This window comes from Epibacterium sp. ABZ3_068 (genome assembly GCF_056159265.1).
In genome coordinates this window covers 112,113-134,841 of the sequence record NZ_JBSWUV010000002.1, presented here as the reverse complement: position 1 = coordinate 134,841, position 22,729 = coordinate 112,113, and the positions used below count along the sequence as shown (strand labels likewise).

Genomic DNA, 22,729 nt, shown 5'->3' with positions numbered 1-22,729 from the left:
GTCCTGATCGGCAGGCGTTTCCCTGGTTGCAAACGTCTATCCGGCGTGGCCAGTTGGATGGCGCGCCCAAAGGTGAACTCCGCGTGGCGAGCCTCAACAATTGGTCGGCCTCATCGGGCCATTACAAAAGCCAGGTTCCCCACACACCGGAGTGTGCCGGTCGGTTCATTTCCTTGGTCGTCTTGCAATCCTCTTGTTTTCTTCGCAGCATTGCCCAGATGATGCGCGCGTTCTTGTTGGAGACTGCTGACAATACGAGCTGCGTATTCGGGCCGATAGTAGGGCTTCAACCCTTGTGAAATCCAAACATCCCAAAGGGGGTGAATGGCATGGAGGGAGCGCCCGGGCAGGGAAGTATTGACGATGTCAAAGAGCGGCTTATGTGCGCTTGTTGCATAGTCAGCTTCTTATGGGAGGACATTGAAAGAGCTGTTTCGGGCCCGCGAGAAGATTGCGGCCTGGAAGAAGGACTACAGTCGCTACAGACTTCATTCATCCCTCGGCAATCTAACGCCACGGGAATTTGCAATAAATTCGAGACTGGAAGCTAGGGCCGCATCAGGCCAGAAAACAACAGACGGTTTCTCCCAAACACTGGAGGGAAGTCGGGGCTCAGGTCGGTCCTCCGTTTCCTAATCATAGGGGCGGACCAGTTCTTTGAGGGAGGCACAAGTGTGAAAACCGATCTACATCGGCGCCGAACACCCGGTCAGACTCAATCCTTTTGACAACATGATCACGACTGCCAATCCTCATACTGCAAGCCCGGAACTCTGCGAAACTCTTTGACGTTGTGGGTGATCAGCACCAAAGATCGGGAAACCGCCTGCCCCGCAATCAGCACATCATAGGGGCCAATCGGGTTGCCCTGCCGTTTCAACTCTGCCCGGATCTCACCTGCTGCCCTGCCGTCGCTTTCTGAGAAATCCAGAACTTCAAACCGCAGCGCCTCAATGCGTGCAATGTTGGCCTCAACCTTCTGGCTCTTAAAAGCGCCGAAATACAGTTCGTGCATCACAACAGACGGGACGCCAAAGTCCTTGGGTGCGTATTGGGAAAGCCGTTCGATGACGTTGCTGTTTCCAGCGATGATGGCGATGATAGCATTGGTGTCGAATAGGAACTTCATTCGAAAACGTCCAGTCCTGGCCTGTCTTGCTGCGGAACCTCTTCAGTTGCTGCATCCGCAGCATCTTGATCCAAAGGCCCGAGTTTGTGCAACTCCTTCAGCCACCCCCAGCCCTCTTCGATTGGCTCCAGGATGACCTTGCCTCCTTCAGCCCGAATACGGACTTCATCGGTGCTGAAGCGAAATTCCTTAGGAAGCCGCACCGCCTGGGAACGACCTGTCATAAAAACCTTTGCTCTCGACGGTTCAGTGGTATTTGGCATTGCGCGACCTCATTGATGTATATCAAAAATATATACCTCCAGCAGAAAAACTCAAGAGCCAGCACTCCAGATAAGTGAGAATACCGTTATTTTCACCAAACCGGCGGCCTAGAAACGAAAGGAATTTCACTGCCCTAATCAGGGGCTTGGGTACATTGGATACCCTATATACCTCTTGTTCATTCAGCTGGGACTGTTGGATAGCCGAGTGGGTCTGCTCATTGTGCCAATGCTAATCAACCTGCCGATTATTGTCTGGATGCTCTACACCTAATTTCCGCAAAATTCCGGGAAAGATTTTGGAAGCCGCGCGAATGGATGGGGCTACGTTGAAGGATGAGATCCTTTATGTGCTCACGCCAATGGCTGTGCCTGGGATCGGCTCAAAGCTTATGCTGAATTTCATTCTCGCATGGAACGAAGCGTTCTGGACGCTAAACCCGACCGCCGTTGATGCTGCCCTGCGCACAGCCTTCATCGCGAGCTATTGATCAGCCCCACTTGAGTGGTCCAATTTGATTGTTAGTACATGACCGGCTGAGCCGCTCCCCTTGTTCGGACCACCCGGCTGGAGATTTTCCGGGCCGCGAGATGTCGAGGATCACGCCGCGCTGATAGGCCCAGAGGTCCATGCCGCAGGAGATGAACTCGCTACCCTGGTCGACCCGGATCGTCTTCGGATAGCCGATCCGGCGGCACACCCGGTCCCAAGTGGTGGCGACGTCTTCCCCACGATAGCTGAACCGAACATCCAGCACCGGCGAATGGCGCGAGAACGTATCCACGACCGTCAGGACGCGCAACTTCTTGCCCATGGCAAGCTGGTCATGCACGAAGTCCCTTCCGGCAGGTTGCGCTTGCACTATCACCTTTCGGGCAAGGCATCGCCCAGACATCGTTGGGGCCGACAGCCGCGGCCCGGTCATCGCGCAGCTTGGCCTTCACCCGCCGCTTTGGCGCCTTGTTTCTGAGTTGCAAGCCCAACTCCCTGTAAATGCGATAGACTTTCTTGATGTTCACGTCCCAGCCTTCGCGACACAGGACGACATGCACCCTGCGATACCCATAGCGCATACGCTACGACAAGACCGCTGAGAGCTTCCTCGGTTTTGTCGACATCACGTCGATCCGCATCTGGATCCGCCATTTGTCAATATGACCTAGATTTGGCCAAAGATGTGTTTCAAGTTCACGGACTTTCCGAAAACGGACGCGTTGTTTTCAACAAAGCTATTAAACGAGCGAAGCTGCTCAGCTTCTTTGACAAGCTTCCGCCGTGCCTGATCGGTATGAAGGCGTGTGGATCTTTTCATCACTGGGGCCGCCAATTGCGCAAACTTGGGCACGACGTGAAGCTCATGCCTGCCAGTTACGTCAAACCTAATGTGAAGCGCGGAAAAAACGACGCCGTTGATGCTGAAGCTGTCTGTGAGGTAGTCAGACGACCGACCATGCGTTTTGTCGATATCAAAACAGAAGATCAGCAGGCCATTCCATCACTCCACCGCACGCGAGATCTGGCCGTCCGTTGATCCTCCCCCAGTGAAGTTGTCCGACATCGGCCGACGCTACTGCCAGCGCATTCGGCGCTCCATTTCGGAGGCGTATTTTTGAACCCATCGGCAGATCGTGCTATGATCGACACAGGCACCGCGCTCCGCCATCACAGCCTCCAAGTCGCGGTAGCTGAGCCCGTAGCGGCAATACCACCGCCCAAAGTACGACTTCACCGGTGAAGTGACTTCTTTTGAAATAACTCACAGCTCATCTCCCCTATTTAGCCTAGTCGAGACAATTGAAGCCTAGGGTGGAGTTTGCAACAGAGCCGCTAGCTGGCCAGGTCACGAATGTTTCAAATCCACCATTTCGGCCAAATCCGACAGCACTACGGAGTAAAAACCCGCACAATGGGCACGCCGTCCAGAATTTCGTAAAGGCTAGGCGTATGGGCTTGCTGGTTAAACTGCCCGGATTGAAGACCATTGCCGATAAGCTGCACAATCTCTGGCGAGCCCGCGAATTTGGAATGTGTACCGGCGGCAGAATCGTCGACCGCGCTCAGGTCCAGTACATCAACGCCCAGCCCGGCGAGATCCGATGCATCAGCATTGCCAACCCTATTTACCCCACCTGACACACGCTGCGAAATCCGTAAGGCTTTGTCGTCCTTAGAAATCATCAGATAGATGTTTTTGTCAGCATCATCCAAGTAGGAAAGCTGCGCTTGGAAAAGGTTCAGGTCAATGTCTGGAGAGGCAAGGATAATACCGCGCGGACGCACATTTGAATCATATAGCCCATTAAGCTTGGCGTGAACGATGGCTTCCATGGTCAAAAACGTGCCCATGGAGTGGGCGAATACATTGACGCCTTCCGCATTTGTGGTGCGCAGGATACGCGCGGCCTCCAACAATTTGGGGCGCGCTACCAGTGCACTGTTGATGTCATAGACATAGCGGGAAATCTGATTTGCGGAGGCCCAGGAAAACAACACCGGAACGCCCTGGAAATCCGTATCCTCGACAAACTGGGCCAGACGCAGGATCGCATCGCTCATTGAGGTATTGTAGCCGTGGACAAAGAAAAGCAGCTGGCGTTGCCCGGCAGGTTTTTTTGCCAAAGCCGCGTCGATGCGGCTGGCAAAGATCCGGCCGTCTTCATAGACCATAGGCGACACCACGGCAAATTCCTTACGTGGGTCGGGAGGCAGGCGCTTCGGGCGTTCAATCTCGCCCGAGACATGGGTCGGCGGAATGGTGACCTCCACTGAGGCAAAACCCAATTCGGGTGCACGATCTGGCCCGTAAAAAACGCCTTCGGCTTCACTTGCCTCACGTGTGGTCATAATGAAGATGCTTTGGCGATCAACCACAGGGACGCTCAGCGCCGGAGTTTCAAGATTATCAACCCCAACCAGATCCGGCGCTTTGCTACAGGACGCGACCGCAAAGCCAATAACAACGGCCATAAAAAGCTTTAGATGTAAACGCAAAGGAATATCCTGTCCTTTTAATAGTCACTGAAAACAAGCCCGGTGTATTCGCCGAGAATTGACTCACGCTTGATTATGCTTCGCTCACTCCAAAGCGGTCAACATTCACGGTCTCTATCTTTGAAAATATTTCCAAAGATCAAGCCGCTGTCGGCGGTCTGGGAGATTTGATCAGGAACCATGCGACTCTCGAAGACTTCATGCGCATCGTCCACCAGCCCATTCACATGCGGCATATTCAAGGGATTGAGAGCTGTTTGGGAACAACAAGGGGCTTGGTGCCATCGTTCAATTCTACCCTGCGGATCCTATCGGAGTGCGCAATTCCAGCGAAACGCAAACATGTCAGAAATGGTATGCTGTCACCCATCGATTTCGAAAACAGCCAGCACCAAGAAGGTGTCTAGGCCGTGTTGACAAAAGGGATTCACACCGCGCTTCAAGCGTGATTCAAGCTGGTATCTGCTATGGAGACCAGCTTGGCACGAGACCTTATGTCGGATGGAGAATGGGCGTTCTTTGAACGTTTCGTCCTTTCTGTCCGCGCACCGAATGGACGCAAGCCTACCAACCACCGACTTGTTTTGGATGGAATTTTCTGGATCGCGCGCACCGGGTCACCGTGGCGAGATTTGCCCGAGGAGTTCGGAAAATGGTCCAGCGTCTATCGCCAGTTCAGGCGCTGGACGCTGGCGGGATTGTGGGAAGACATCCTTGATGCTCTGAACCTCAGCGGGGCGGTGCCTGATGCACTTCAAATGATCCCTCTCGGCGGCAAAGCCGCCTGCCGGGCAGCGGACAGCACCGTGGTCCGCGCCCATCATCGGGCAACAGGCGCTAAAGGGGGACTCCGCGGCAAGGTTTTGGCCGTTCAAGAGGTGGCTTCTCCCCTGCCCGGCAGGCGATTTGCATCGCAAATCTGCCGAGAGGGACCAAGATCCACCTCCGCGTCAACGCACATGGCCTGCCTATGAGAACGGAGATCACGCCGGGGCAAACATCTGACTATCTCGGTTTCGATCAGGTCATGGCCGACAATCTGCCAGAGCCCAAGGTGCTGCTGGCCGATCGTGGCTATGATGCTGACCGTATTCGAAAAAAAATGAACAAACGTGACATCCTAACCCAAATCCCGATGCGTAAGACCCGCAAGATGCGCGTCGGTGTGGATCACACGATTTATCGGCTACGCAACATGGTTGAGAGATGCTTCAACAAGCTCAAGAATGCTAGGCGCGTCGCAACACGATACGACAAGACTGCAGAAAGCTATCTAGGCTTCATCGACATCACATCGATCCGCCTTTGGCTGCGCCATTTGTCAACATGACCTAGGCAACCAGGGACTATTCAAACATGCGGTTTCCGTTTTTGCACAAAGGAAGGGCAACCAGTGCTGCCCTTCTTGCATCGCTATTTAGCAAGCTTATTTTGAGCCAATTTCTTGGATGCGGAAGCTATCCAGCAAAGGTGTCTCTCCCTTGAGGCTTCCACCCAAAGTGTTCAGCCGCCCGTAGCTGACAAAGATCTTGCCATCACGCAGGGTTCCGGTGGTGGCATATACGTTTCCAGTGTCAAAAGTGTCGGCGATTTTTGCGCTTTCCCAATCATCGTTTGTGGTCAGCTTGAAGATCGTGTCCGACTGGACGCCAGAAGCAACATTCGTGATCGCAACGAGAGTATTGGCATCCGCCAGCACCAAACCATCGGTTCCAATCAGCGCTTTTGGCAGTTTCACTTCGCTAAAATTCTCCGGCGCGTCCAAAGGCACTTTGAACAGCGACCCATCGCTTTTCTTGGCGACCAGCAGATAACCGTCCGGATGGGTTTGAATTCCATTGAGATTGAAACCCTCCCCGCGGAAGCGCTCATTGGTCAGGAAAACGCTTGCCTGGCCATCGGGCGTTACTTTGTAGATTGCAGCGGCCAGACTGTCGGTGACATAGGCATTGCCGTCTTCATCCACTGTCAGATCATTGGCAAATCTCTTCTCATCCGGACGCAAGCCTGAGAGATCCACATAGTGCAGCGGCTCACCTGTCTCGAGATCATAAATAGCAAGGGCAACAGTATCGAATTTGTCCGACGGCGCACTGCGCTCGGCCACGCCATAGTCTGAGTTATTGACGAGCAGCCGCCCACGTTCCACATCCACCCGGATCCCAACCGCAGAGCGCAAACGCTCATCCTGGATCAGATCGCGGACTTTGCCCTCTGGCGAGATGGCCACGACCTTGCCTTTGCGGATTGAGCCCAGAATAAATTCACCGGTTGTCGGGTGTGTTTCAATTCCTTCCGGATAAAGGCTCGGAGCGTCATAAGCGAGGAAGGCGCTATCATCTTTCGCCAGTGTAACAGCCTTTCCTGCAAAAGCAGGTGTGCTGATCATCAGCGCAGTGGAAAAGATGGCAAGTGCCTTGGTGGAAAAGACGGTCATTCTTGATCTCCGCAATTTGAAAATGATGCGCTTCACAAGTAGGCAAACAGGGCAGAGCCGACGACTGAAGGTTTTTCAAGGCACGGATGAGGCTGGCTATGCAAGATCACGCACGCTTTATTTGCGTTATCTGAAATGCATCTTTTGCGCTCGACTGCAGACGCGATGCACATCTGCGACCGGTGGTTTAGCCTGTGCCCCCATCCAGCACACGCAGCCCGATTTCGCTGTCCCGAAACAGGTCAGCCTGCGCCAGTATCCACTCCTGAAACACGCGCACTTTGGCCTGGGCGAAATTGGCTGGCGGGCAGACAAGATAATAGCTTTTGTCTTTCAGCCTGATGTCGAACGGCATTTCCAATTGATTGTGTTCGAGGTCCCGCGCCGCCGCGATTACGCTAACAAGCGCGACGCCGTGACCATCACGCGCGGCTTGCAGACACATATGAGCATCGCTGAACGTTGAGATCACCGAGCTGGAAGGGGTTTTCACCCCGGCCGCATGAAACCATTTTGCCCAGCTGGGATCAATTTTGGAGAACCGGCTCCATTCATAGTTCACCAATGGCTGGTCCAGCAGGTCCGAAGGCTGTTGAAGCTGTGCGCTGATTTCCTTGGTACAAACGGGAGCCGCAAAATCATCCAGCACCCACGCCGCATGGAGGTCCTTATACCCCCCAAAGCCGTAGCGGATGGCCACATCAATTCCATCCCGGGCAAAGTCAGACACTGTATCAGAACTAAGGATGCGCAAGGACAGCCCAGGATACTCTTTCAAGAATTCCGGCAGTCGATGGGCCAACCACTGACCTGCAAAAGAGGTGGTGGTACTGACGACCAGCTCCCCTTTAACTTCGTCGGAACCCAACACGGTCGATGCCTCCGCAAGCTTCTGAAATCCCTGTATCACCAGCCGCGCATAGGCTTCGCCCTCCCCGGTCAATCGCAGTGAGCGCGTCAGGCGGTGAAACAACTTCACCCCAAGATAATCCTCCAAAGCTTTGACCTGATGGCTGATCGCGGTTGGGGTTACACACAACTCTTCAGCTGCCAATTTGAAGCTCAAATGGCGCGCTGCTGCCTCAAAAGCTTGCAGTGCTTTCAGTGGCGGGAGGCGATTGGGACGGTCCGAGTGCGGCATTTAAGGTCCAATTTTCCCGGCTCCCTATCAAAGCCGGTTCAAAACATAAACAATTGAAACACGGATCTTTTGTCATCCGTCGGCTGATATAACTGCATGTGACTTCACCCGCAGAGAAACCTAGCTTGATCGGACAAACTACAGTCTCGATTGAGGTTAATATGAAAATCCTACGGATAGATGCAAGTGCGCGGACCAACAGGTCCATTACGCGCGATCTTGCCGATACATTCATTCACGAAGTTCAGACACTGCATGGGAAAGCAGATGTGATTGTGCGCGACGTGGGGCGTGCGCCACCACCTTTCATCGACGAAGACTGGATCGCGGCCTGTTTCACCCCGGAAGCTGAACGCAGCCCCGCCCAACAGCGCAAACTGTCGTTGTCAGACACATTGATATCAGAACTGAGCGCGGCACAGATCATCCTAATTGCTGTGCCGATGTACAACTATGGCATGCCCGCAGCGCTGAAGGCATGGGTTGATCAGGTTGTTCGGGTGAACAAGACGTTTTCATTTGACCTGTCGCGCGGCGATTGGCCGCTTGAGCCGATATTGTCGGGAAAACAGTTGCTGGTTGTTTCATCCCGAGGGGAATTTGGATTTGAACCGGGCGGGGTCCGCGCAGAAATGAACAATCTCGACCCTCATATCGCAGCATGCGCGCGCTACCTGGGGGTGTCGGATATCAAAACGGTTGCGGTGGAATATCAAGAATTTGGAGATGACCGCCACGCGGCATCAATAAAGTCTGCAAAAGCAGAACTGGCTGCAATAGCGCAGGAAATATGTCCTTCCCAGTTACCAGAAATCGTTTGAAGAAACGTCTGATTAGCGGCGCACGAACCTCGGCATCCGTGGAAACCGCCACACGCTAGGTGCCCAGTGTGGCGGTTGCACCTATTTCAAAGAACCTTGAGAACATCGTTTCAGGACCCTTCAACGACCTTTCGCAACAGCCCGCGAAGTTCGCTTACTTCGTCTTGGCTCAAACCGCCCAGGATATCTTGTTCCATTGCTCTCATCATTCGAACCAGACAGGAAAAGACCTTTTGGGCCGCCTGCAGATGTACGCAGGATATGGCCGCGACCGGGACCGGTATCGCCTGCGCAACCTCGTTAAAAGGTGCTTCAACAAGCGGAAGAACGCCCGCCGCACCGCCATCGGTACGGCAAGACTGCGGAGAGAGCATCATGAACTTAACCTCGATCCGCCTGTGGATGCGGAATTCGTCAACATGGCCTGAACTCCCCAGAATTCACGATCACGTGTGCTGCCATTGCTGAGGAAAAGGAAGTGTCATAGGGCACATTTATCCAGCCAAAGGGCATCCCCTTCGCCAGACAGTATATTTCTTTGCTGAACTGGAATTTCGCGATGCCTGCTCAATATAGACATTTTTGCCTTGCTCCATTGATTGCCCTTTATACGTCGACTGCGCTGTCGCAGGAGGGAAGCGGCACTTTGCTCCTGGACCCAATTGTGATCCATGGAGAACTGCAAGATCGCGAACTGTTTGACACGGTGACATCGGCCGCAGTGGAGCAAGGTAAAGATCTGGAGCGACGTGGCGACGTCGATGTGTATGACGTGGTCGAGCGCACACCAGGGGTTTCATCCACGGCCGGGGATCGCGGTTTTGCAATCCGGGGAATTGATCGGGGTGGGATTGTTGGGCGCGGGTTATTAATCAGCACGCAGGTTGATGGTGTCGCCCTACCCAACCAGCAGGCAACAATTTTTGGTCCCTATTCCGCGTGGGATGTGGAACAGGTCGAAGTCCTGCGTGGCCCGCAATCCACGCAACAAGGGCGCAATTCTCTGGCCGGTGCTGTCATCATCCGATCCAATGACCCGGACTATGAACAGTTGACCAAGGCGCATGTTGAAATCGGATCGCGCAACACCCGCCGTTATGCCTTCACATTGAACCAACCGATCATTGATGATCGTGTCGCCTTTCGGTTTTCTGCCGAAAGTTTTGAAAACGATGGTGATATCACAAATGATACAACGGGGGCCACGGATTACGATCGCCACAAATCAACCACCTACCGTGCTAAGCTTCGGTGGGATGCAACGGATCGTTTGAATTTTGTTTTCTCCCTCAGCCATTCGGACAGTTCGGCAGGGGAGGATTTTATTGAAGAGAGTCTGTTTCCGGAGCGCCGCGTTACCTTGTCCAACGCAGGAGCACGCGAGTCAGCCCGCCACAACATTGCAAGCCTTAAAACCACCTATGAATTCAATTCAAACCTCACTCTGGAGTCGACCACCAGTTTTTACGCGCTGGACTACCGTCGAATAGAAGATCGTGATTTCTCCGCCGCCGATGCGGAGTTGTTTGACAGAACCAATGATGCGGAGACCTTTTCCCAAGACCTGCGGCTGCGCTTTGATACGGGGCGCGGAATAACCGGTGCAGTGGGTCTCTTCTACACAAGCGTGGATGACACGGTGAACGACTATCGCAGGCTTGACGCGGCCGTAAGTGGCGGTGCGCCTTTGCCACCCGGCGCGCTGTCCTTTGATAGCATAACGCGTGACGTGTATGACGAGGAAAACATCGCCCTTTATGGCGAGGCAGAGATTCAGGCTGACCGCTGGCTCCCCGGGCTGCGCTTCACAGTGGGCGCACGCTATGACTATGAATCCGTCGATTTTGGATCCAGTCGTGTGACCGCGCCTGCAACGCCGCAGTTGCCAGATTTTGATAACAATTCCAGCACAAGTTTTGATGCGTTTCTACCCAAGCTTGGTGTCGCCTATGATTTCGCTGACGGGCAAACGATTGGCCTTACTTTGCAACGTGGCTACCGAGCCGGCGGGTCGCAGGTCAATTTTGTGACCGGCGAGGTCAACGAATATGATCCCGAGTTTACGGACACGATTGAGCTTGCCTATCGCGGAAGCTTCCGAGGAGACACGCTGCGCGTGGCTGCCAATGCATTTTATACCGAATGGACGGATCAACAGGTTTTGGTTGATGGAGCCTCTGGTGTGAACTTTGACCAAAACATCGAAAATGTCGGGGAATCCGAATTGTTTGGTGCGGAGCTTCAGATCGAAAATGATGTCAGTGAAAATTTCAGCCTGTTTGCGTCAGCAGCTTATGTAAGAACCGAATACAAAGATTTTGTCAGCAACGGGCAGGATTTTTCGGGAACTAGCTTTGTGTTTGCACCACAGCTCACGGCAAGTATCGGCGGTAGCTACCGTTGGGCCAATGGCCTGACCCTCGGGGTAGACGCATCTTATACCGACAGCGCATTTGGGAATGTCGAAAACACCGCTGACGAGGCCACAGACAGTCGATTTCTGATTAATGCGCAGTTGACATATGATGCGCCCGGAGGGTGGACCGCAGGGATCTACGCGCGAAACCTTCTTGACCGTGATTATGCCACAGCTCGCCTGCCTCTGACCTCTACAAATGCCAGCGGATCTTCGGTTGAACAGCGAAGCTTTGTCCGAGGCGGAGAACCGCGAACGTTGGGTATCTTTGTAACCAAAACGTTTTAAAAAAGGTTTTGTCGCGGTTTCAAGTCTTCTGGCGTAACCGAGTCCGAAGTTGTCGTTTTCGGCTGCGTGTTTGCACGCTATCGCAAACGCTCAATTCATGAACGAAATCCTAGCGCGCGTGGCCAATCTCCTGAAGGAAAAAACGGTGGTGAAAGCGTCACTTTGCAGATGGTTCCTTTGCGCGCCTCAGTGCAAGTTTTGCAAATGCCCCTTTGCATCTACCGATGTAAAGGGGCGAGGTACGAAAGGTCCTTTGAAATGCCGGGTAAGTCACTGAACGAACAGTGGAAAAGGGGAGTAGTGTTCACAATGCCGTTGAAAAGCACTAATCCCGGCTTTTGCAACCAGCGCCTTCAGTGCTTGTTGGACATATATTTGTTGGGATTTTTGCAGTTCGTGCATGGCAGCCGTCTTGAACCCAAGCCATCTCAGCCTCATCCGGCGGCATGAAACCATGTGATGAATAAACATTGGGGAGTAGCTTAGCCGCGCAATCAGGGCCAGACAGGAAATCGTGCTCCAGGGCGCACCCAGCATAATGCATCCAATTTAAGGTCTCGATTTTTCTTTTGTTATCCATGTGTCGCCATTTAATCGCGCCGCCGCTGCATCCGCGCTTCACATTGCGTAAGCGCTGACTGGACCCGATCCAAAACACCTGGACGCAGATAGGCCAATCCCCAGCCCCCGGCAGTGATCGCGCCAAACCAGATCACCCAATGGGCAAAGGGCGCGACAAACGGCAGGATCACGGCCGGGCTGAGGCACAACAGCCATAAAGCTCGAGACGACAGCCAAACCCTGCGCGCATCTTGGCGAAAGACCCGTGCCCGTTTGGGGTCTTGTTGCACCAATGCCGCCAGCGCGCCAAAAGAGATAAAAATTGCAATCAAGGCCAACATAACATCACTCCGCCGGGTTCAGCGCGTTCTGCGCCGCGCGGTCCTGCACCCGCTGTTGCACCAGTAAAATCACCGCCAGCGCCAGGCACAGCGCATCTATCAACAAAACCTGCCAGATATTGTTCAATATCGCCTCTCCCCAGGACACGCCCCCGGTCTGCAACCGCAACACCGGCAGCATAAGAACGGACCATGCAAACATGCGGCGCAAAACGCGGGACAGCTCCTTCGGTGTTGCCATCCGCAACGACAGGACCAGCACCACAAACCCAGACACCACAAACCCCGCCAATGTGCCGCGATGCACATCATGGCCCAGGATCGACAGAAAGAACCCGTAGGCCGCACCGGACAACATCACCGGCAAGCCCCAGACAACGGCAGCAAACACCATCCGGCAGCTGCGCCAAACCGGATCGTCTTCGCGTCGTTTCAGCCAAAGCTGCATGCCACTGACAACAGAAATGGTCATCACCGTCCCCAAGGCCAGCCAGACGGCCCGCGACGCCAGCCCCGAGAAATCACCAAAATGCAACGGCGACATCAACGCAACCGTGGCCGAGCCAACCGAGGGTTCATGCCCCACCAAAGGGCGGTCGCGCAAGAAGGCGCCCGTGGCACCGTCAAACTCCAATGTGTGCGATCTCACCGCCCCATTGCCGCCGTTGCGGTGGAGCGTCGCAATCCGGGCGTCACGACGGCCTGCGTCTTCGATCGTCAGGAGGCGCGGGTAGGTTCCGGAAATCCGCAAGGCATCTGCCATCACCTGATCCAGATCCGCCAGATCGGCCGGGGCAGCGTTTTCAGCCTTGGTCGGGGTGGTCACCGCTGCAAAGGCCCGGTCAATGTCACCGCCAAAGGCAGACATCGCCACAATCGGCAGGCCCAGGCTGGTGGCAAAGCTGAGGAAGGTGCCAGTAAACGCCAAAAGAATTGAAAACGGCAAGCCCCAGACCGAGGCCAGACCGTGGCGGTCGCGCAAGGACACCACACGCCCACCGGGGCGCTCGGTCACAAAGAGGTCGCGCAGAATATGACGATGTATCAGGATCCCGGTGATTACGGCCACCAGCAAAAACACCCCCAATACCCCGGTGGCATAAAGGCCCAGGCGACCAGGGATCAAAAGCCGCGCGTGCAAGTCGACAATAAAATGCGACAGCTCATGGGCCCGGCTTTCCACCCGCTGATGAGGCGCACCCCCTTGGCGGGCGGCCAGAATGGAATGGGTCTCTGGATCCAGCAGATAGTCCCGTCCAAAATCCTGGGTACCCTGCCCGGGGATCTTGCGCTTCTCATAGAAAAACACCCGCAGCGAACCATCCCGCGCGTGTTCAACGCGGACCTGCGCGCGAAACGCCTCGGGAACCTGATCCGACAAGCGCCGCACCGTGGCATCAATGGGCCGGCCAAACGGGTGCACAATATGGCGCTCTGAATCGGACCAGCGGGCGATCTCATCTCGCAGCACCGAAACAGTTCCTGTCAGAACCACCGCATAGAGGAAAATCGACAACACCGTGCCGCTCCAGCCATGTAGCGAGATCAGGCGTTTTATAGCTTGGTTGGATGGACCCTTCATAAGCTACCCCCACATACCAGCGACAATCAGCACAAGTTCCACAAAGACCGTCCCGATATAGGCCGCCTGCACCCCGCCAGGGCGTTCCGGCAGCATAGGCACCACAATCAATACCGCCCAAAGCAAAGGGAACAGAACAACCGGCATCACAAGATGATCCACCCCGCCTGCCCCGACCGGCAGGCCATGTGGCAGACTGGCCATCGATAAAATGGCCATCACAAACCCCAAAGGTCCGGCCGAAATCCAACGCGTGCGCCGCGGGTGCGCATTCCATTTCTCAATCAGGCGAAGGTGTGGAAAAATGCCTGCGCTGCTTTTATCTTGCTCCGTCATCGGGACAAATGCCTCTTTTGTTGCCGGCTTTCTCACGGGTCCGGGCGAAACAACCCATCACTCAAACTTCAACGGCAAGGTGCTGCGCCTTGGGCGCTGGTGCAGGTTCGAGTTTCAGCTTGGGGATCGATTTGACCAAATTGGCAGCGTCGCATGACGCGTCTGCGCAAGGGCGGTACCGCCATGCCAAATCAAAAAAAGCGCTTACTGCCAATAGCCTAGCCATAGATCTCCACTCCAGACGTCCAACAAATTTCTGTTGACCAACGGTGTAAATTTAGAAAATGGCTTGATCGCAATGGCTTGCGGGAGAACTGCAATCTGGCTTCTACGCGGCAAGCAGAATAGGTAGAATGCTCGCTTGTTCTGGCTGGTACCTATTTCCTACATATTTTGTCAATTACTGCCTGTGCGAAATCGTGACACCAACCGGATCACAATCCAGTGTTCGCTCTGTCTGCGCAGGTCCACATCAGGCGGTTTGGTCAATGGCCCGGGATTTCCGGATGCACGCCGCAACAGGGCACCCGGCCATTGGAAAAGGGGGCATTGGCGGAATGGGTGCGCGGTCCCTCGAGTGATTTACCGACCGATCCGGGTAAGCGCCACGCGATGGGGATGTGCCTACAGGATCGCGCCCATGGCCGGGTTATCAGGCTCAAATAGCGACCGTCCCACATTGGCATTCAGCAGCATCCGCAACGCGGGGTCTGCCGCGCGAATACAAAAATCCACCTGCATCTGTTTCAGCCCCATATCAAACAGCTCTGCGCCTTCGTCCTGCCGCCGCAATGCATCAAGGTCCGGGCCAAGCGCTGTCAGAACCACACGCTGGTGCATCGCCGCGCGATCAGACGGCAGGCACAGCGCGATCGCTTGGGTCCGGCGGTGTGGTTTGGGGCTCAATATCTCATAGGCCACTGGCCGCAGGTGCTTCAGACCGTCAATCCGCACCCCGCCCCGCTCGGTCACCTGACGCAGCCCGGCCAAGACCTGCGGCGCGGGATCTCCGTGCACATGGTGAAACTCGGCAATGGCACCAAAGGAGCCCATGCTCCAACCACAGTCCTCCTGCTTCAGCGCAGCCTTTAAGACCTGTTCCAATTCAGGCATCCTGCCCCCTTCCCCGTTGTGATGATGCCCATTCCAACGCCCCGTCCAGAACGGCCTTGTATGTGGCAGCGCCCACCGCCTCGCCGAGGGCCGTATGCAACCCCGCATAGGCGGTCTCGCCCCGTGGGGCTGCCACCGCCACACAATCGGTTCCCGTGCCGGTGGCACGCCCCATGGGCAGGTCTACCCCCGCCTCCATCACAGCAGCGGTGCGGGCCTGAACCGCAATGCTCATCGCCTCGATCAAGCCGGCCTGGGTCAGCCCGACCAAGAGGCGCAGCGCGACATTTATCGTGCCCCAATCGCGGTTGGCATAGGCCATCCGATGGCCGATCCTCTCCGCATTGGACAGGCCCACAGTGGCCACCGCATCCGCACGGATGCGGTCAACCTCTGCCGTCGCGGTGGCCAATCGGCGCAGATCGCGCGAGGTCCGAAAGGCAACCGCATCCTCAGCGCCCCCGCGTTTTCAGCTCCGCGGCAAACCAGGCAATCACATCCATATCCCGCGGCAGATCCGCGTTACACACGTCCCGCCATAGGATCCGCCGGGCATTGACAAAACCGGGCCGGTTGATCGCCCAGCTCAGCACCTGCATCTCGACGCCCAGATCAAACTCGATCCAAGGCCGCTCCAGCCACACGCCCTCTTTCACGGCACCTCAAGCGGTTGGAAGATCGGACCGCCCTTGGTCATCTGATGCCAGACCGAAACGCCAAAGGCCTGGGCCATCAGCGCGGGAGTCAGAACCTCATTCGGTGGACCATCCGCCAGAATGCCACCTTCCGCCAACAGGATCAGACGGGTGCAATGACGCGCCGCCAGCCCCAGATCATGCAACGACACCAGTGCCGCCCGCCCCTCTGCCGCGAGCTGCGCAAAAACGTGCATTGTCGAGATCTGATGCGCCGGATTCAGCCCCGCAGCTGGCTCATCGGCCATTAACAAGGGCGTGTCCTGTGCCAAGGCCTGCGCTATCAAAGCCCGCGCCTGCTCGCCCCCTGACAAGCGCGACGGCTGGCCCTGCACAAAGGGCCGCAGAATATGCGGCACCACCAGCCTGATAAAACCAATGGCCCAGGCCACCGCTGTGGCACCGCCAACAACACTGGCCGTGCCGATCACCAGCAACAGACGCAACCGGCTGAGGTTCATACCCGTGGCCTGCGCCGCATCCTCGCCCAATGTCAGCGCATCCAACCCCCGCGCCAGTGTCAAGAGGATCACAGCCCCCACAGCCGCAGACGAGGAAACACCAATCAAACCCGAATTGCTCAAACATGGTCGGATTAACAAAGGCACGCCCGGTGGCCGCGCGCAGACGAATATCCCGGTTGGCCAATTGATAAGAAACCGAAAAATTCCAGGTCAAAGCGTCCTCGAAATTGTCGTTGCCAATCGTTGCAAAGACCGGCCTGAACATCAAATCCAGGCGCAAACTCCCCCTGATACTCTACCGCGATCGCTTTGCTGCTGCGCTCAAACTCATTTTGACCGCTGACCGACAGGCGATTTTTTCTGCGCCCAGACCCGCTTTCGCCTTCAACCCACAAGGATCCAAAGGTCTCATTCCGGGCCGCATTAGCCGGGCTTTCGACCAAGTAACCTCCGGAGGTTGAAACGGTGCTGCCAAAGGGCAGCGTATCCTCAAACCCGTATTCCTGCCAGGTGCGACGAAAACTGAAACCTGCGCAGAACTTCGATCCGTTCAATATCGCTGACCGTCAAGCCGCTGAGGATGTATTCCCCACCTGATCCGGTATTGGCTTCCAAACCATCGATCAGAATAAGCACGTGGTTGCTTTCACCCACACGGATCCGCACCTAGGTAAAGCTTTGGCCGGTTGAGTTCACCGCAACGCTAGGGACACCGCTCAGCGCATCTTGGATGGTGGTGATCCCGCGGTTTTCCAGTTCTTCGGACATGATGACCGAGACTGAGCGGCCAAAATTCTCGGCTTCAATGGGAGCCAGTCCACCTGAGACGACGATTCCATCCAAGGCCACAGGTTTTGTCTCCTGTGCCAAGACACGGTTTGGAAACACCGCTGTCAGAGCGGTTCCCAAAATGAGGCAGCGGTTTGAGGTAAAGACACCCGGAACATAAATCTTCCTTCCGACCGGCAACGCCGCAGGTCAAATGACTGCCGTTAGGCAGCGTCTGACGGAATGGTCTTTGAAAGGGAGCCCTCCCGCAGACGGTGAATCGTCACCACTACGGAAGTCCGTTGTCCTTGGCGCGCCCCGCACCCGGACAGGGTGGTCATCCTGGCAGGTCTCCTGACTTGCGGGTCAAAGCTTTGGTGCACCTTCCCGCCGGGACTAAGGCCGGTCGCCACGCACCTCCAAGATGGTGGTTTCACCCAGGCGCTCGATCAAGCTCTTCTCGATCTCCTCCAGGATACCCGAAACCCGATCATGCAAAGCGTTTTCGACCGAACAACTTGAGGTTTCGATAGGATCACCCGACACGATAAGGCCTTCATCCAAGGTCAGATAGACATCAGCCAAGGTGATTGTTTCCGGATCACGCGCCAGCCGCCACCCGCCCGAATGCCCTCGTTCAGAGGTAAGCAGCCCAGCCTCACGCAGCCGCCCCAAGACCCGGCGCACAACGACCGGGTTGGTTCCGGCATGCTGGGCGATATCTGCCGATGTGCGCACCCGGTCTGGTTCTCCGGCCATATGGCCGAGCGTGTGTAAAGCAAGCGATAGCCGGCTGTTGCGCTTCATTGATTGCTCTCCCAACTTTCGTACATTTGTAACTTTTTCAGTTGCGTAATTATAGTAACTGCGTAAGTTACAAGACCTACCACAGGCAACGGAGGTCACAATGTCAGATACGCGTCTGCCCGTCACGGTCCTTTCAGGATTTCTGGGGGCTGGAAAAACAACGCTGCTCAACCGCGTGTTGAACAATCGCGATGGCCGCCGCGTGGCAGTTATCGTCAACGATATGTCCGAAGTGAATATTGACGCCGATCTGGTCCGTGAGGGCACAGAACTGTCGCGGTCCGAGGAAAAGCTGGTCGAGATGTCAAACGGGTGTATCTGCTGCACCCTGCGCGATGATCTTCTACAAGAAGTGCGCCAACTGTCCGAAGAGGGGCGATTTGACTATCTCTTGATCGAATCCACCGGCATTTCGGAGCCGCTGCCGGTTGCCGCGACTTTCGATTTCCGCGACGAGCAGGGCCAAAGCCTGTCGGATGTGGCCCGCTTGGATACGATGGTCACCGTGGTGGATGCGGTGAACTTACTTCAGGATTATTCCAGCCATGATTTCCTGACCGACCGTGGCGAAAGCCTGGGCAATGAGGATGACCGCAGTCTGGTCAGCCTGCTGACCGAGCAAATCGAATTTGCAGATGTGGTGATCTTGAACAAAGTATCGGATGCGGGGCCAGAGCGGGCGGACAAGGCGCGCAAGATCATTCGCAGCCTGAATAGCGACGCGAAGATCATCGAAACAGATCATTCCGATGTTCCAGCAGAAGAAATCTTGGATACCGGGCTGTTTGACTTCGAAACGGCCCACGAGCATCCAATGTGGGCCAAAGAGCTCTATGGCTTTGCCAACCACACGCCCGAGGACGAGGAATACGGCATCACATCCTTTGTCTACAACGCCCGTGCGCCCTTTCACCCGGAACGCTTGCACGCGGCCCTGAACGGTACGCTGCCCGGAACCATCCGTGCGAAAGGGCATTTCTGGATCGCATCGCAGCCCAATTGGGCGATGGAGTTTTCGCTGGCGGGCGCCATGTCTTCGGTCAAGCCGCTCGGCTGGTGGTGGGCGTCGGTGCCCGAGGACCGCTTGCCGACGCATCCAGAGGCGCAGGCCGAGATTGCGCGGCTCTGGGCCGAACCCTGGGGCGACCGGCGACAGGAGATTGTCTTTATTGGCGTCGGGCTGGAGCGCGAGACGATCTGCGCCAAGCTGAACGCCGCCCTGATGGACGTTACCGAGTTTACCCCAGAAGAGTGGGCCGACCTGCCGGATCCTTTCCCGCGCATGGGCGGCCAGCAGGCGGCATGAGGGTGAGACACGACATGCAGATCACGTCCAAAGACATCGCAAAAGCCCTGGACACTTGGGGCAACGGCAAAGTCGCAATTTCAAAGGCCTTCGAGGAAGGCGGGATCGAAGCAGCTCGGCAAACCGCTGCCGCAAACCTCGACACATATTACGGTTACTGCCTCGGCCCGGTCCTGTTTAAACCGACAATGGCCAGCGGCGCGCAGACATTCCGCCCGACAAAGGACGGTGCTTTAGCCTATTTCTGCGGTCACTCGGAAGACTATCCGCTTGATGCGGGGTTCGCCATACAAGGCTGGCGATCAATGAAGAGCGAGATGTCAACAGAATTCATCCAGGGCGATATCGCCATGTGGATGGGTTGGGTCAGCCTCACGGACAAGAACGGCGCCGTCACCAAGGTCGACAAGAGCTTTGGCTACAAGATGGACTCGCAGGGTGTGCTGCGCATCGTCCTGCATCACTCCTCTTTGCCCTATCAGCCCTGAACCAAGGACGACATGATGACCTATGCGACGCGCGCCACGATCAAAAATTTCAAGTTCAAAGGCCCGGGCCTCGAAGACTGCACCGTCCGGAGCGAGAGTGTCAAAGGTCTGACTGCCATCCACAGGCCGGACTGTGCGGCAGCCATCTGGACCCGCCAGCCCATGGTGCGTTTCCAGCAATGGATCGATGCTTTGCCACCAGAACAATTGCCCGCCACGCGCTTGATCCTGCGTCCAGCCTCGGTTTGTGATGCGCTGATGCGCATCGTGGAAATATGCGGCACGCCGGATTGCCCGGAACGCGACATTCTGGTCGAGGACGCATCGGCGCTTGCCGCGATCTTTGCCGATATTACGCAAGCACCTTATCTGCGGCTGCGATTGGATGTGATCAGCACTAATGCCTGCCGTAAGTTCCACATTGACGCCGTCGAGAGCCGCCTTGTCTGCACCTATCGTGGTACCGGCACGCAATATGGTATCGCCGAAAGCGGCTCTGACCCTCTGGAAATCTGCACCGTTCCGACCGGTGCGCCGATGCTGATGCGCGGCACGCGCTGGCCAGAAAAGCCCAGCTCCGGGCTGAGGCACAGATCTCCGCCAATCGAAGGCACAGGTGAGACTCGCCTGGTGCTTGTGCTCGACCCGGTCCGCGATCTGGAAGGCGAAGCCGACCCCCATTTGTCTAACCTTCATTGATGCACAGAGGAGTACCATCATGAAAACGCGCGCTGCGATCGCCTGGGAGCCGAACCGGCCCCTTGAGATTGAAGAAATTGATCTGGAAGGGCCCAAGGAGGGAGAGGTCCTGGTCCGCATCGTCACCACCAGCCTATGCCACACCGATGTATTTACCCTGTCGGGCGACGACCCTGAGGGGCTGTTCCCTTGCGTTCTTGGCCACGAAGGCTGCGGCATTGTGGAAGAGATCGGGCCGGGTGTCACCTCGGTGAAACCGGGCGATCATGTGATCCCGCTTTACGTGCCGGAAGATCCGAACTGCCGCTATATCCAGTCAGGCAAGACCAATCTTTGCCAGACGATCCGCAAGACCCAAGGCGCCGGGCTGATGCCTGATGGCACCTCGCGTTTTTCCTATAAGGGCAAGCAGATCCTGCATTATATGGGCACCAGCACCTTCAGCGAGTACACTGTGCTGCCGGAAATCTCGGTCGCAAAGATCTCGAAAGACGCTCCCTTGGCAAAGGCTTCGGTCATGGGCTGCGCCGTGCCCACCGGCATGGGCGCTGTGCGCAACACGGCAAAGGTGGAAGCGGGCGCAACCGTCGCCGTCTTTGGTTTGGGCGCAGTCGGCATGGCGGTGATCCAGGGCGCAGTCATGAATGGCGCCTCGCGGATCATCGGGATCGACACGAACCCTGCGAAGTTCCCGCTGGCGCAAGCCTTGGGGTGCCATGAGTTCGTCAACCCCAATGATCACAGCGCCCCGATTCAGGATGTGCTGGTGGACATGACGGATGGTGGGCTCGATTACACCTTTGAATGTATCGGCAATGTGCACGTCATGCGCGCCGCGCTGGAAGCCTGTCACAAGGGCTGGGGCGAATGCACCGTGATCGGCGTTGCCGGCGCCGGCCAGGAAATCTCCACCCGTCCTTTCCAGCTGGTCACAGGCCGGGTCTGGCGCGGCACAGCCTTTGGCGGCGTTCTGGGCCGGAGCCAATTGCCCGGCATGGTCGATGAATGGTTGCGGGGCGATTTCGATGTGGACCCCTATATCACCCACAACATGACCCATAACCAGATCAACACCGCTTTCGATCTGCTCAAAGCGGGCGAGTCGATCCGCTCTGTCATCCACTTCCAGCCCGACGAGACCATGACGGTCAACTCGCTGCCCGGTGTCATCGTACCCGAATAAGGAACGCGCATGCCAAGATCCCTGCGCAGGTGGCTTCGCCTGCGCAAGCCCTCGATAACCCAACCGCCACCGCGCTCCGGCTCCGGCGGAGGGCAAGAGCATCGACGCGCGAATTCTAGCGACTTCCCCCGGGGCCAGGCTGGCGCGTGCCACCCTGCCTGAACGCTGGCGCTCAATCTCGGGCTTCAGTTCCGCGTCACGCCCAGTACCACCGGTAAGCGCACCGCAAAAACCCTAACAACAGATCGACCATAAGTTGAGATCTGAATGGCCCGCAGATTGCGTTTTGATCCAATGGCTTATATATCTTGGGAAGATTTATTTTATTGCGGCACCGGAACGGTACTTCTTTTGACTGATCAAAAAACAGGCCAAAGAATAGACTCGGATTTATTGTCGGGTGGGCAGGATTATTTCGGCGATGACACTGCCACGACAGCCTACAATCGGGTCTGGTTCAATATTCTCCGAACCCATCGGAAGCTGCTGCCTGAGATTGGCGCGTCCCTGCGGGAAAGCGGCATAAAAGACCCGGTCTGGTATGAGATTTTCCTTGAGATTGAACGCGGCGGCGCAACCGGGCGACTGGCCAGCGAGATCCAGGACGCGTTGAACATCCCGCAATATGCAATGTCGCGCCATGTGACGCGCATGCTGCAGGCCGATTTTGTACGCCGAGAATTCATCGCCGATGGCCGCCGCAAACAGGTCTTGCACCTGACCGAAAAAAGCAAAGGTCTAAGCGATAAGATCTGGCCCCAATATATGGCGGAAATCCAGGCCGTGGTCTCGCAAAAGCTGACCACCGAAGAGGGATACGTTCTGACCCGGCTCTTGATCAAGCTTCAGCAATGACGTCCCATCATCTCCGGGCGCAAGATGTATAGCGGACGGGCGGC

At 56.1% G+C, this 22,729-nt stretch carries 22 protein-coding genes and 7 pseudogenes; 13 read left to right on the top strand and 16 right to left on the bottom strand.

Going from position 1 to position 22,729, the window contains the following annotated elements; genetic code table 11:
* The first annotated feature begins 420 nt into the window (after positions 1-420).
* Positions 421-636 (top strand): integrase core domain-containing protein, encoded by a 216-nt coding sequence (locus tag ACXAEW_RS20415; protein WP_474943185.1) that lies wholly within the window; start codon positions 421-423, stop codon positions 634-636.
* A gap of 100 nt (positions 637-736) precedes the next feature.
* On the opposite strand, the gene ACXAEW_RS20410 is transcribed toward ACXAEW_RS20415, so the two are convergent.
* Together ACXAEW_RS20410 and ACXAEW_RS20405 are read right to left on the bottom strand one after the other, a co-directional pair.
* Complete coding sequence (locus ACXAEW_RS20410; protein ID WP_474943184.1) at positions 737-1,129, bottom strand: PIN domain-containing protein; 393 nt, start codon at positions 1,127-1,129, stop codon at positions 737-739.
* Positions 1,126-1,392: an antitoxin gene (locus ACXAEW_RS20405; RefSeq protein ID WP_474943183.1), complete on the bottom strand. Its 267-nt coding sequence runs from the start codon at positions 1,390-1,392 to the stop codon at positions 1,126-1,128. The genes ACXAEW_RS20410 and ACXAEW_RS20405 overlap by 4 nt, the downstream gene beginning before the upstream one ends.
* Positions 1,393-1,552: 160 nt before the next feature.
* Here ACXAEW_RS20405 and ACXAEW_RS20400 point away from each other — a divergent pair.
* Positions 1,553-1,880 (top strand): annotated as a pseudogene (locus ACXAEW_RS20400) (ABC transporter permease subunit); the annotation flags it as partial.
* Positions 1,881-1,967: 87 nt separating this feature from the next.
* On the opposite strand, the pseudogene ACXAEW_RS20395 reads toward ACXAEW_RS20400, so the two are convergent.
* Positions 1,968-2,469, bottom strand: a pseudogene (locus ACXAEW_RS20395) (DDE-type integrase/transposase/recombinase); the annotation flags it as partial.
* On the opposite strand from ACXAEW_RS20395, the pseudogene ACXAEW_RS20390 reads away from it, so the two are divergent.
* Together ACXAEW_RS20390 and ACXAEW_RS20385 are read left to right on the top strand one after the other, a co-directional pair.
* A pseudogene (locus tag ACXAEW_RS20390) lies at positions 2,468-2,551 on the top strand (IS5/IS1182 family transposase); the annotation flags it as partial. The pseudogenes ACXAEW_RS20395 and ACXAEW_RS20390 overlap by 2 nt on opposite strands.
* A pseudogene (locus tag ACXAEW_RS20385) lies at positions 2,538-2,921 on the top strand (IS110 family transposase); the annotation flags it as partial. The pseudogenes ACXAEW_RS20390 and ACXAEW_RS20385, both read left to right, overlap by 14 nt.
* Positions 2,922-2,963: 42 nt before the next feature.
* Here ACXAEW_RS20385 and ACXAEW_RS20380 read toward each other — a convergent pair.
* Positions 2,964-3,153: pseudogene (locus ACXAEW_RS20380) on the bottom strand (IS6 family transposase); the annotation flags it as partial.
* Between the two features lie 124 nt (positions 3,154-3,277).
* Entirely contained in the window at positions 3,278-4,384 is a 1,107-nt protein-coding gene (locus tag ACXAEW_RS20375) for an alpha/beta hydrolase (RefSeq protein WP_474943182.1), read from the bottom strand.
* A 467-nt stretch (positions 4,385-4,851) separates the two neighbouring features.
* Here ACXAEW_RS20375 and ACXAEW_RS20370 point away from each other — a divergent pair.
* Positions 4,852-5,714, top strand: a protein-coding gene (locus ACXAEW_RS20370) for an IS5 family transposase (protein WP_474939890.1) whose coding sequence is annotated in 2 segments (ribosomal slippage) — positions 4,852-5,224 and positions 5,224-5,714 — 864 coding nt in all. Because the reading frame shifts where the segments join, the coding sequence is not laid out codon by codon here.
* 96 nt (positions 5,715-5,810) lie between these two features.
* Here ACXAEW_RS20370 and ACXAEW_RS20365 read toward each other — a convergent pair.
* Positions 5,811-6,821 (bottom strand): hypothetical protein, encoded by a 1,011-nt coding sequence (locus tag ACXAEW_RS20365; protein WP_474943181.1) that lies wholly within the window; start codon positions 6,819-6,821, stop codon positions 5,811-5,813.
* 187 nt (positions 6,822-7,008) lie between these two features.
* Positions 7,009-7,962: a transcriptional regulator GcvA gene (gene gcvA, locus ACXAEW_RS20360; protein ID WP_474943180.1), complete on the bottom strand. Its 954-nt coding sequence runs from the start codon at positions 7,960-7,962 to the stop codon at positions 7,009-7,011.
* Between the two features lie 161 nt (positions 7,963-8,123).
* Between gcvA and ACXAEW_RS20355 the strand changes: the two genes are divergently transcribed.
* The 3 genes and pseudogenes from ACXAEW_RS20355 (at position 8,124) to ACXAEW_RS20345 (ending at position 11,487) form a co-directional block, all read left to right on the top strand.
* Positions 8,124-8,783 carry an FMN-dependent NADH-azoreductase gene (locus ACXAEW_RS20355; protein ID WP_474943179.1) on the top strand — a complete coding sequence of 220 codons (660 nt, stop codon included), beginning with the start codon at positions 8,124-8,126 and terminating at the stop codon, positions 8,781-8,783.
* A gap of 269 nt (positions 8,784-9,052) precedes the next feature.
* A pseudogene (locus ACXAEW_RS20350) lies at positions 9,053-9,251 on the top strand (hypothetical protein); the annotation flags it as partial.
* 91 nt (positions 9,252-9,342) lie between these two features.
* Positions 9,343-11,487, top strand: a complete 2,145-nt coding sequence (locus ACXAEW_RS20345; RefSeq protein ID WP_474943178.1) for a TonB-dependent receptor — start codon at positions 9,343-9,345, stop codon at positions 11,485-11,487.
* 590 nt (positions 11,488-12,077) lie between these two features.
* Here ACXAEW_RS20345 and ACXAEW_RS20340 read toward each other — a convergent pair.
* From ACXAEW_RS20340 to ACXAEW_RS20300, 9 genes and pseudogenes are all read right to left on the bottom strand, one after another.
* The gene (locus ACXAEW_RS20340) at positions 12,078-12,389 is read right to left on the bottom strand and encodes a hypothetical protein (RefSeq protein WP_474943177.1); all 312 of its coding nucleotides are present in this window, start codon (positions 12,387-12,389) and stop codon (positions 12,078-12,080) included.
* A 4-nt stretch (positions 12,390-12,393) separates the two neighbouring features.
* Positions 12,394-13,971 carry a PepSY-associated TM helix domain-containing protein gene (locus ACXAEW_RS20335; RefSeq protein ID WP_474943176.1) on the bottom strand — a complete coding sequence of 526 codons (1,578 nt, stop codon included), beginning with the start codon at positions 13,969-13,971 and terminating at the stop codon, positions 12,394-12,396.
* Positions 13,972-13,974: 3 nt separating this feature from the next.
* Complete coding sequence (locus ACXAEW_RS20330; protein ID WP_474943175.1) at positions 13,975-14,190, bottom strand: hypothetical protein; 216 nt, start codon at positions 14,188-14,190, stop codon at positions 13,975-13,977.
* 741 nt (positions 14,191-14,931) lie between these two features.
* On the bottom strand, positions 14,932-15,420 hold the full coding sequence (locus ACXAEW_RS20325; RefSeq protein ID WP_474943174.1) for a DUF6925 family protein: 489 nt from the start codon (positions 15,418-15,420) through the stop codon (positions 14,932-14,934).
* Positions 15,413-15,832, bottom strand: a complete 420-nt coding sequence (locus tag ACXAEW_RS20320; protein WP_474943173.1) for an adenosylcobinamide amidohydrolase — start codon at positions 15,830-15,832, stop codon at positions 15,413-15,415. The genes ACXAEW_RS20325 and ACXAEW_RS20320 overlap by 8 nt, the downstream gene beginning before the upstream one ends.
* Positions 15,833-15,872: 40 nt before the next feature.
* The gene (locus tag ACXAEW_RS20315; protein ID WP_474943172.1) at positions 15,873-16,076 is read right to left on the bottom strand and encodes a hypothetical protein; all 204 of its coding nucleotides are present in this window, start codon (positions 16,074-16,076) and stop codon (positions 15,873-15,875) included.
* Positions 16,073-16,684: an iron chelate uptake ABC transporter family permease subunit gene (locus tag ACXAEW_RS20310; protein WP_474943171.1), complete on the bottom strand. Its 612-nt coding sequence runs from the start codon at positions 16,682-16,684 to the stop codon at positions 16,073-16,075. Before ACXAEW_RS20310 ends, ACXAEW_RS20315 begins: the two co-directional genes overlap by 4 nt.
* 384 nt (positions 16,685-17,068) lie before the next feature.
* Positions 17,069-17,428: pseudogene (locus tag ACXAEW_RS20305) on the bottom strand (TonB-dependent receptor).
* A gap of 315 nt (positions 17,429-17,743) precedes the next feature.
* Positions 17,744-18,154: an RrF2 family transcriptional regulator gene (locus ACXAEW_RS20300; RefSeq protein WP_474943170.1), complete on the bottom strand. Its 411-nt coding sequence runs from the start codon at positions 18,152-18,154 to the stop codon at positions 17,744-17,746.
* A 100-nt stretch (positions 18,155-18,254) separates the two neighbouring features.
* Between ACXAEW_RS20300 and ACXAEW_RS20295 the strand changes: the two genes are divergently transcribed.
* The 5 genes from ACXAEW_RS20295 (at position 18,255) to ACXAEW_RS20275 (ending at position 22,685) form a co-directional block, all read left to right on the top strand.
* Entirely contained in the window at positions 18,255-19,460 is a 1,206-nt protein-coding gene (locus tag ACXAEW_RS20295) for a GTP-binding protein (RefSeq protein ID WP_474943169.1), read from the top strand.
* A 14-nt stretch (positions 19,461-19,474) separates the two neighbouring features.
* Complete coding sequence (locus tag ACXAEW_RS20290; protein WP_474943168.1) at positions 19,475-19,948, top strand: phosphoribosyl-AMP cyclohydrolase; 474 nt, start codon at positions 19,475-19,477, stop codon at positions 19,946-19,948.
* 15 nt (positions 19,949-19,963) lie between these two features.
* The gene (locus ACXAEW_RS20285; protein ID WP_474943167.1) at positions 19,964-20,647 is read left to right on the top strand and encodes a DUF1826 domain-containing protein; all 684 of its coding nucleotides are present in this window, start codon (positions 19,964-19,966) and stop codon (positions 20,645-20,647) included.
* A gap of 19 nt (positions 20,648-20,666) precedes the next feature.
* A complete protein-coding gene (locus tag ACXAEW_RS20280; protein WP_474943166.1) occupies positions 20,667-21,830 on the top strand; it encodes an S-(hydroxymethyl)glutathione dehydrogenase/class III alcohol dehydrogenase in 1,164 nt (387 codons plus the stop codon).
* A gap of 351 nt (positions 21,831-22,181) precedes the next feature.
* The gene (locus ACXAEW_RS20275) at positions 22,182-22,685 is read left to right on the top strand and encodes a MarR family winged helix-turn-helix transcriptional regulator (protein ID WP_474943165.1); all 504 of its coding nucleotides are present in this window, start codon (positions 22,182-22,184) and stop codon (positions 22,683-22,685) included.
* Positions 22,686-22,729 lie beyond the last annotated feature (44 nt).

Coding starts and splice junctions, on each gene's coding strand:
- ACXAEW_RS20355 (WP_474943179.1), top strand. CDS start 8,124: ATGAAAATCCTACGGATAGATGCAAGTGCGCGGACCAACAGGTCCATT.
- ACXAEW_RS20325 (WP_474943174.1), bottom strand. CDS start 15,420: ATGCCTGAATTGGAACAGGTCTTAAAGGCTGCGCTGAAGCAGGAGGAC.
- ACXAEW_RS20300 (WP_474943170.1), bottom strand. CDS start 18,154: ATGAAGCGCAACAGCCGGCTATCGCTTGCTTTACACACGCTCGGCCAT.
- ACXAEW_RS20295 (WP_474943169.1), top strand. CDS start 18,255: ATGTCAGATACGCGTCTGCCCGTCACGGTCCTTTCAGGATTTCTGGGG.
- ACXAEW_RS20290 (WP_474943168.1), top strand. CDS start 19,475: ATGCAGATCACGTCCAAAGACATCGCAAAAGCCCTGGACACTTGGGGC.
- gcvA (WP_474943180.1), bottom strand. CDS start 7,962: ATGCCGCACTCGGACCGTCCCAATCGCCTCCCGCCACTGAAAGCACTG.
- ACXAEW_RS20280 (WP_474943166.1), top strand. CDS start 20,667: ATGAAAACGCGCGCTGCGATCGCCTGGGAGCCGAACCGGCCCCTTGAG.
- ACXAEW_RS20335 (WP_474943176.1), bottom strand. CDS start 13,971: ATGAAGGGTCCATCCAACCAAGCTATAAAACGCCTGATCTCGCTACAT.
- ACXAEW_RS20365 (WP_474943181.1), bottom strand. CDS start 6,821: ATGACCGTCTTTTCCACCAAGGCACTTGCCATCTTTTCCACTGCGCTG.
- ACXAEW_RS20410 (WP_474943184.1), bottom strand. CDS start 1,129: ATGAAGTTCCTATTCGACACCAATGCTATCATCGCCATCATCGCTGGA.
- ACXAEW_RS20345 (WP_474943178.1), top strand. CDS start 9,343: ATGCCTGCTCAATATAGACATTTTTGCCTTGCTCCATTGATTGCCCTT.
- ACXAEW_RS20285 (WP_474943167.1), top strand. CDS start 19,964: ATGACCTATGCGACGCGCGCCACGATCAAAAATTTCAAGTTCAAAGGC.
- ACXAEW_RS20405 (WP_474943183.1), bottom strand. CDS start 1,392: ATGCCAAATACCACTGAACCGTCGAGAGCAAAGGTTTTTATGACAGGT.
- ACXAEW_RS20340 (WP_474943177.1), bottom strand. CDS start 12,389: ATGTTGGCCTTGATTGCAATTTTTATCTCTTTTGGCGCGCTGGCGGCA.
- ACXAEW_RS20330 (WP_474943175.1), bottom strand. CDS start 14,190: ATGGCCATTTTATCGATGGCCAGTCTGCCACATGGCCTGCCGGTCGGG.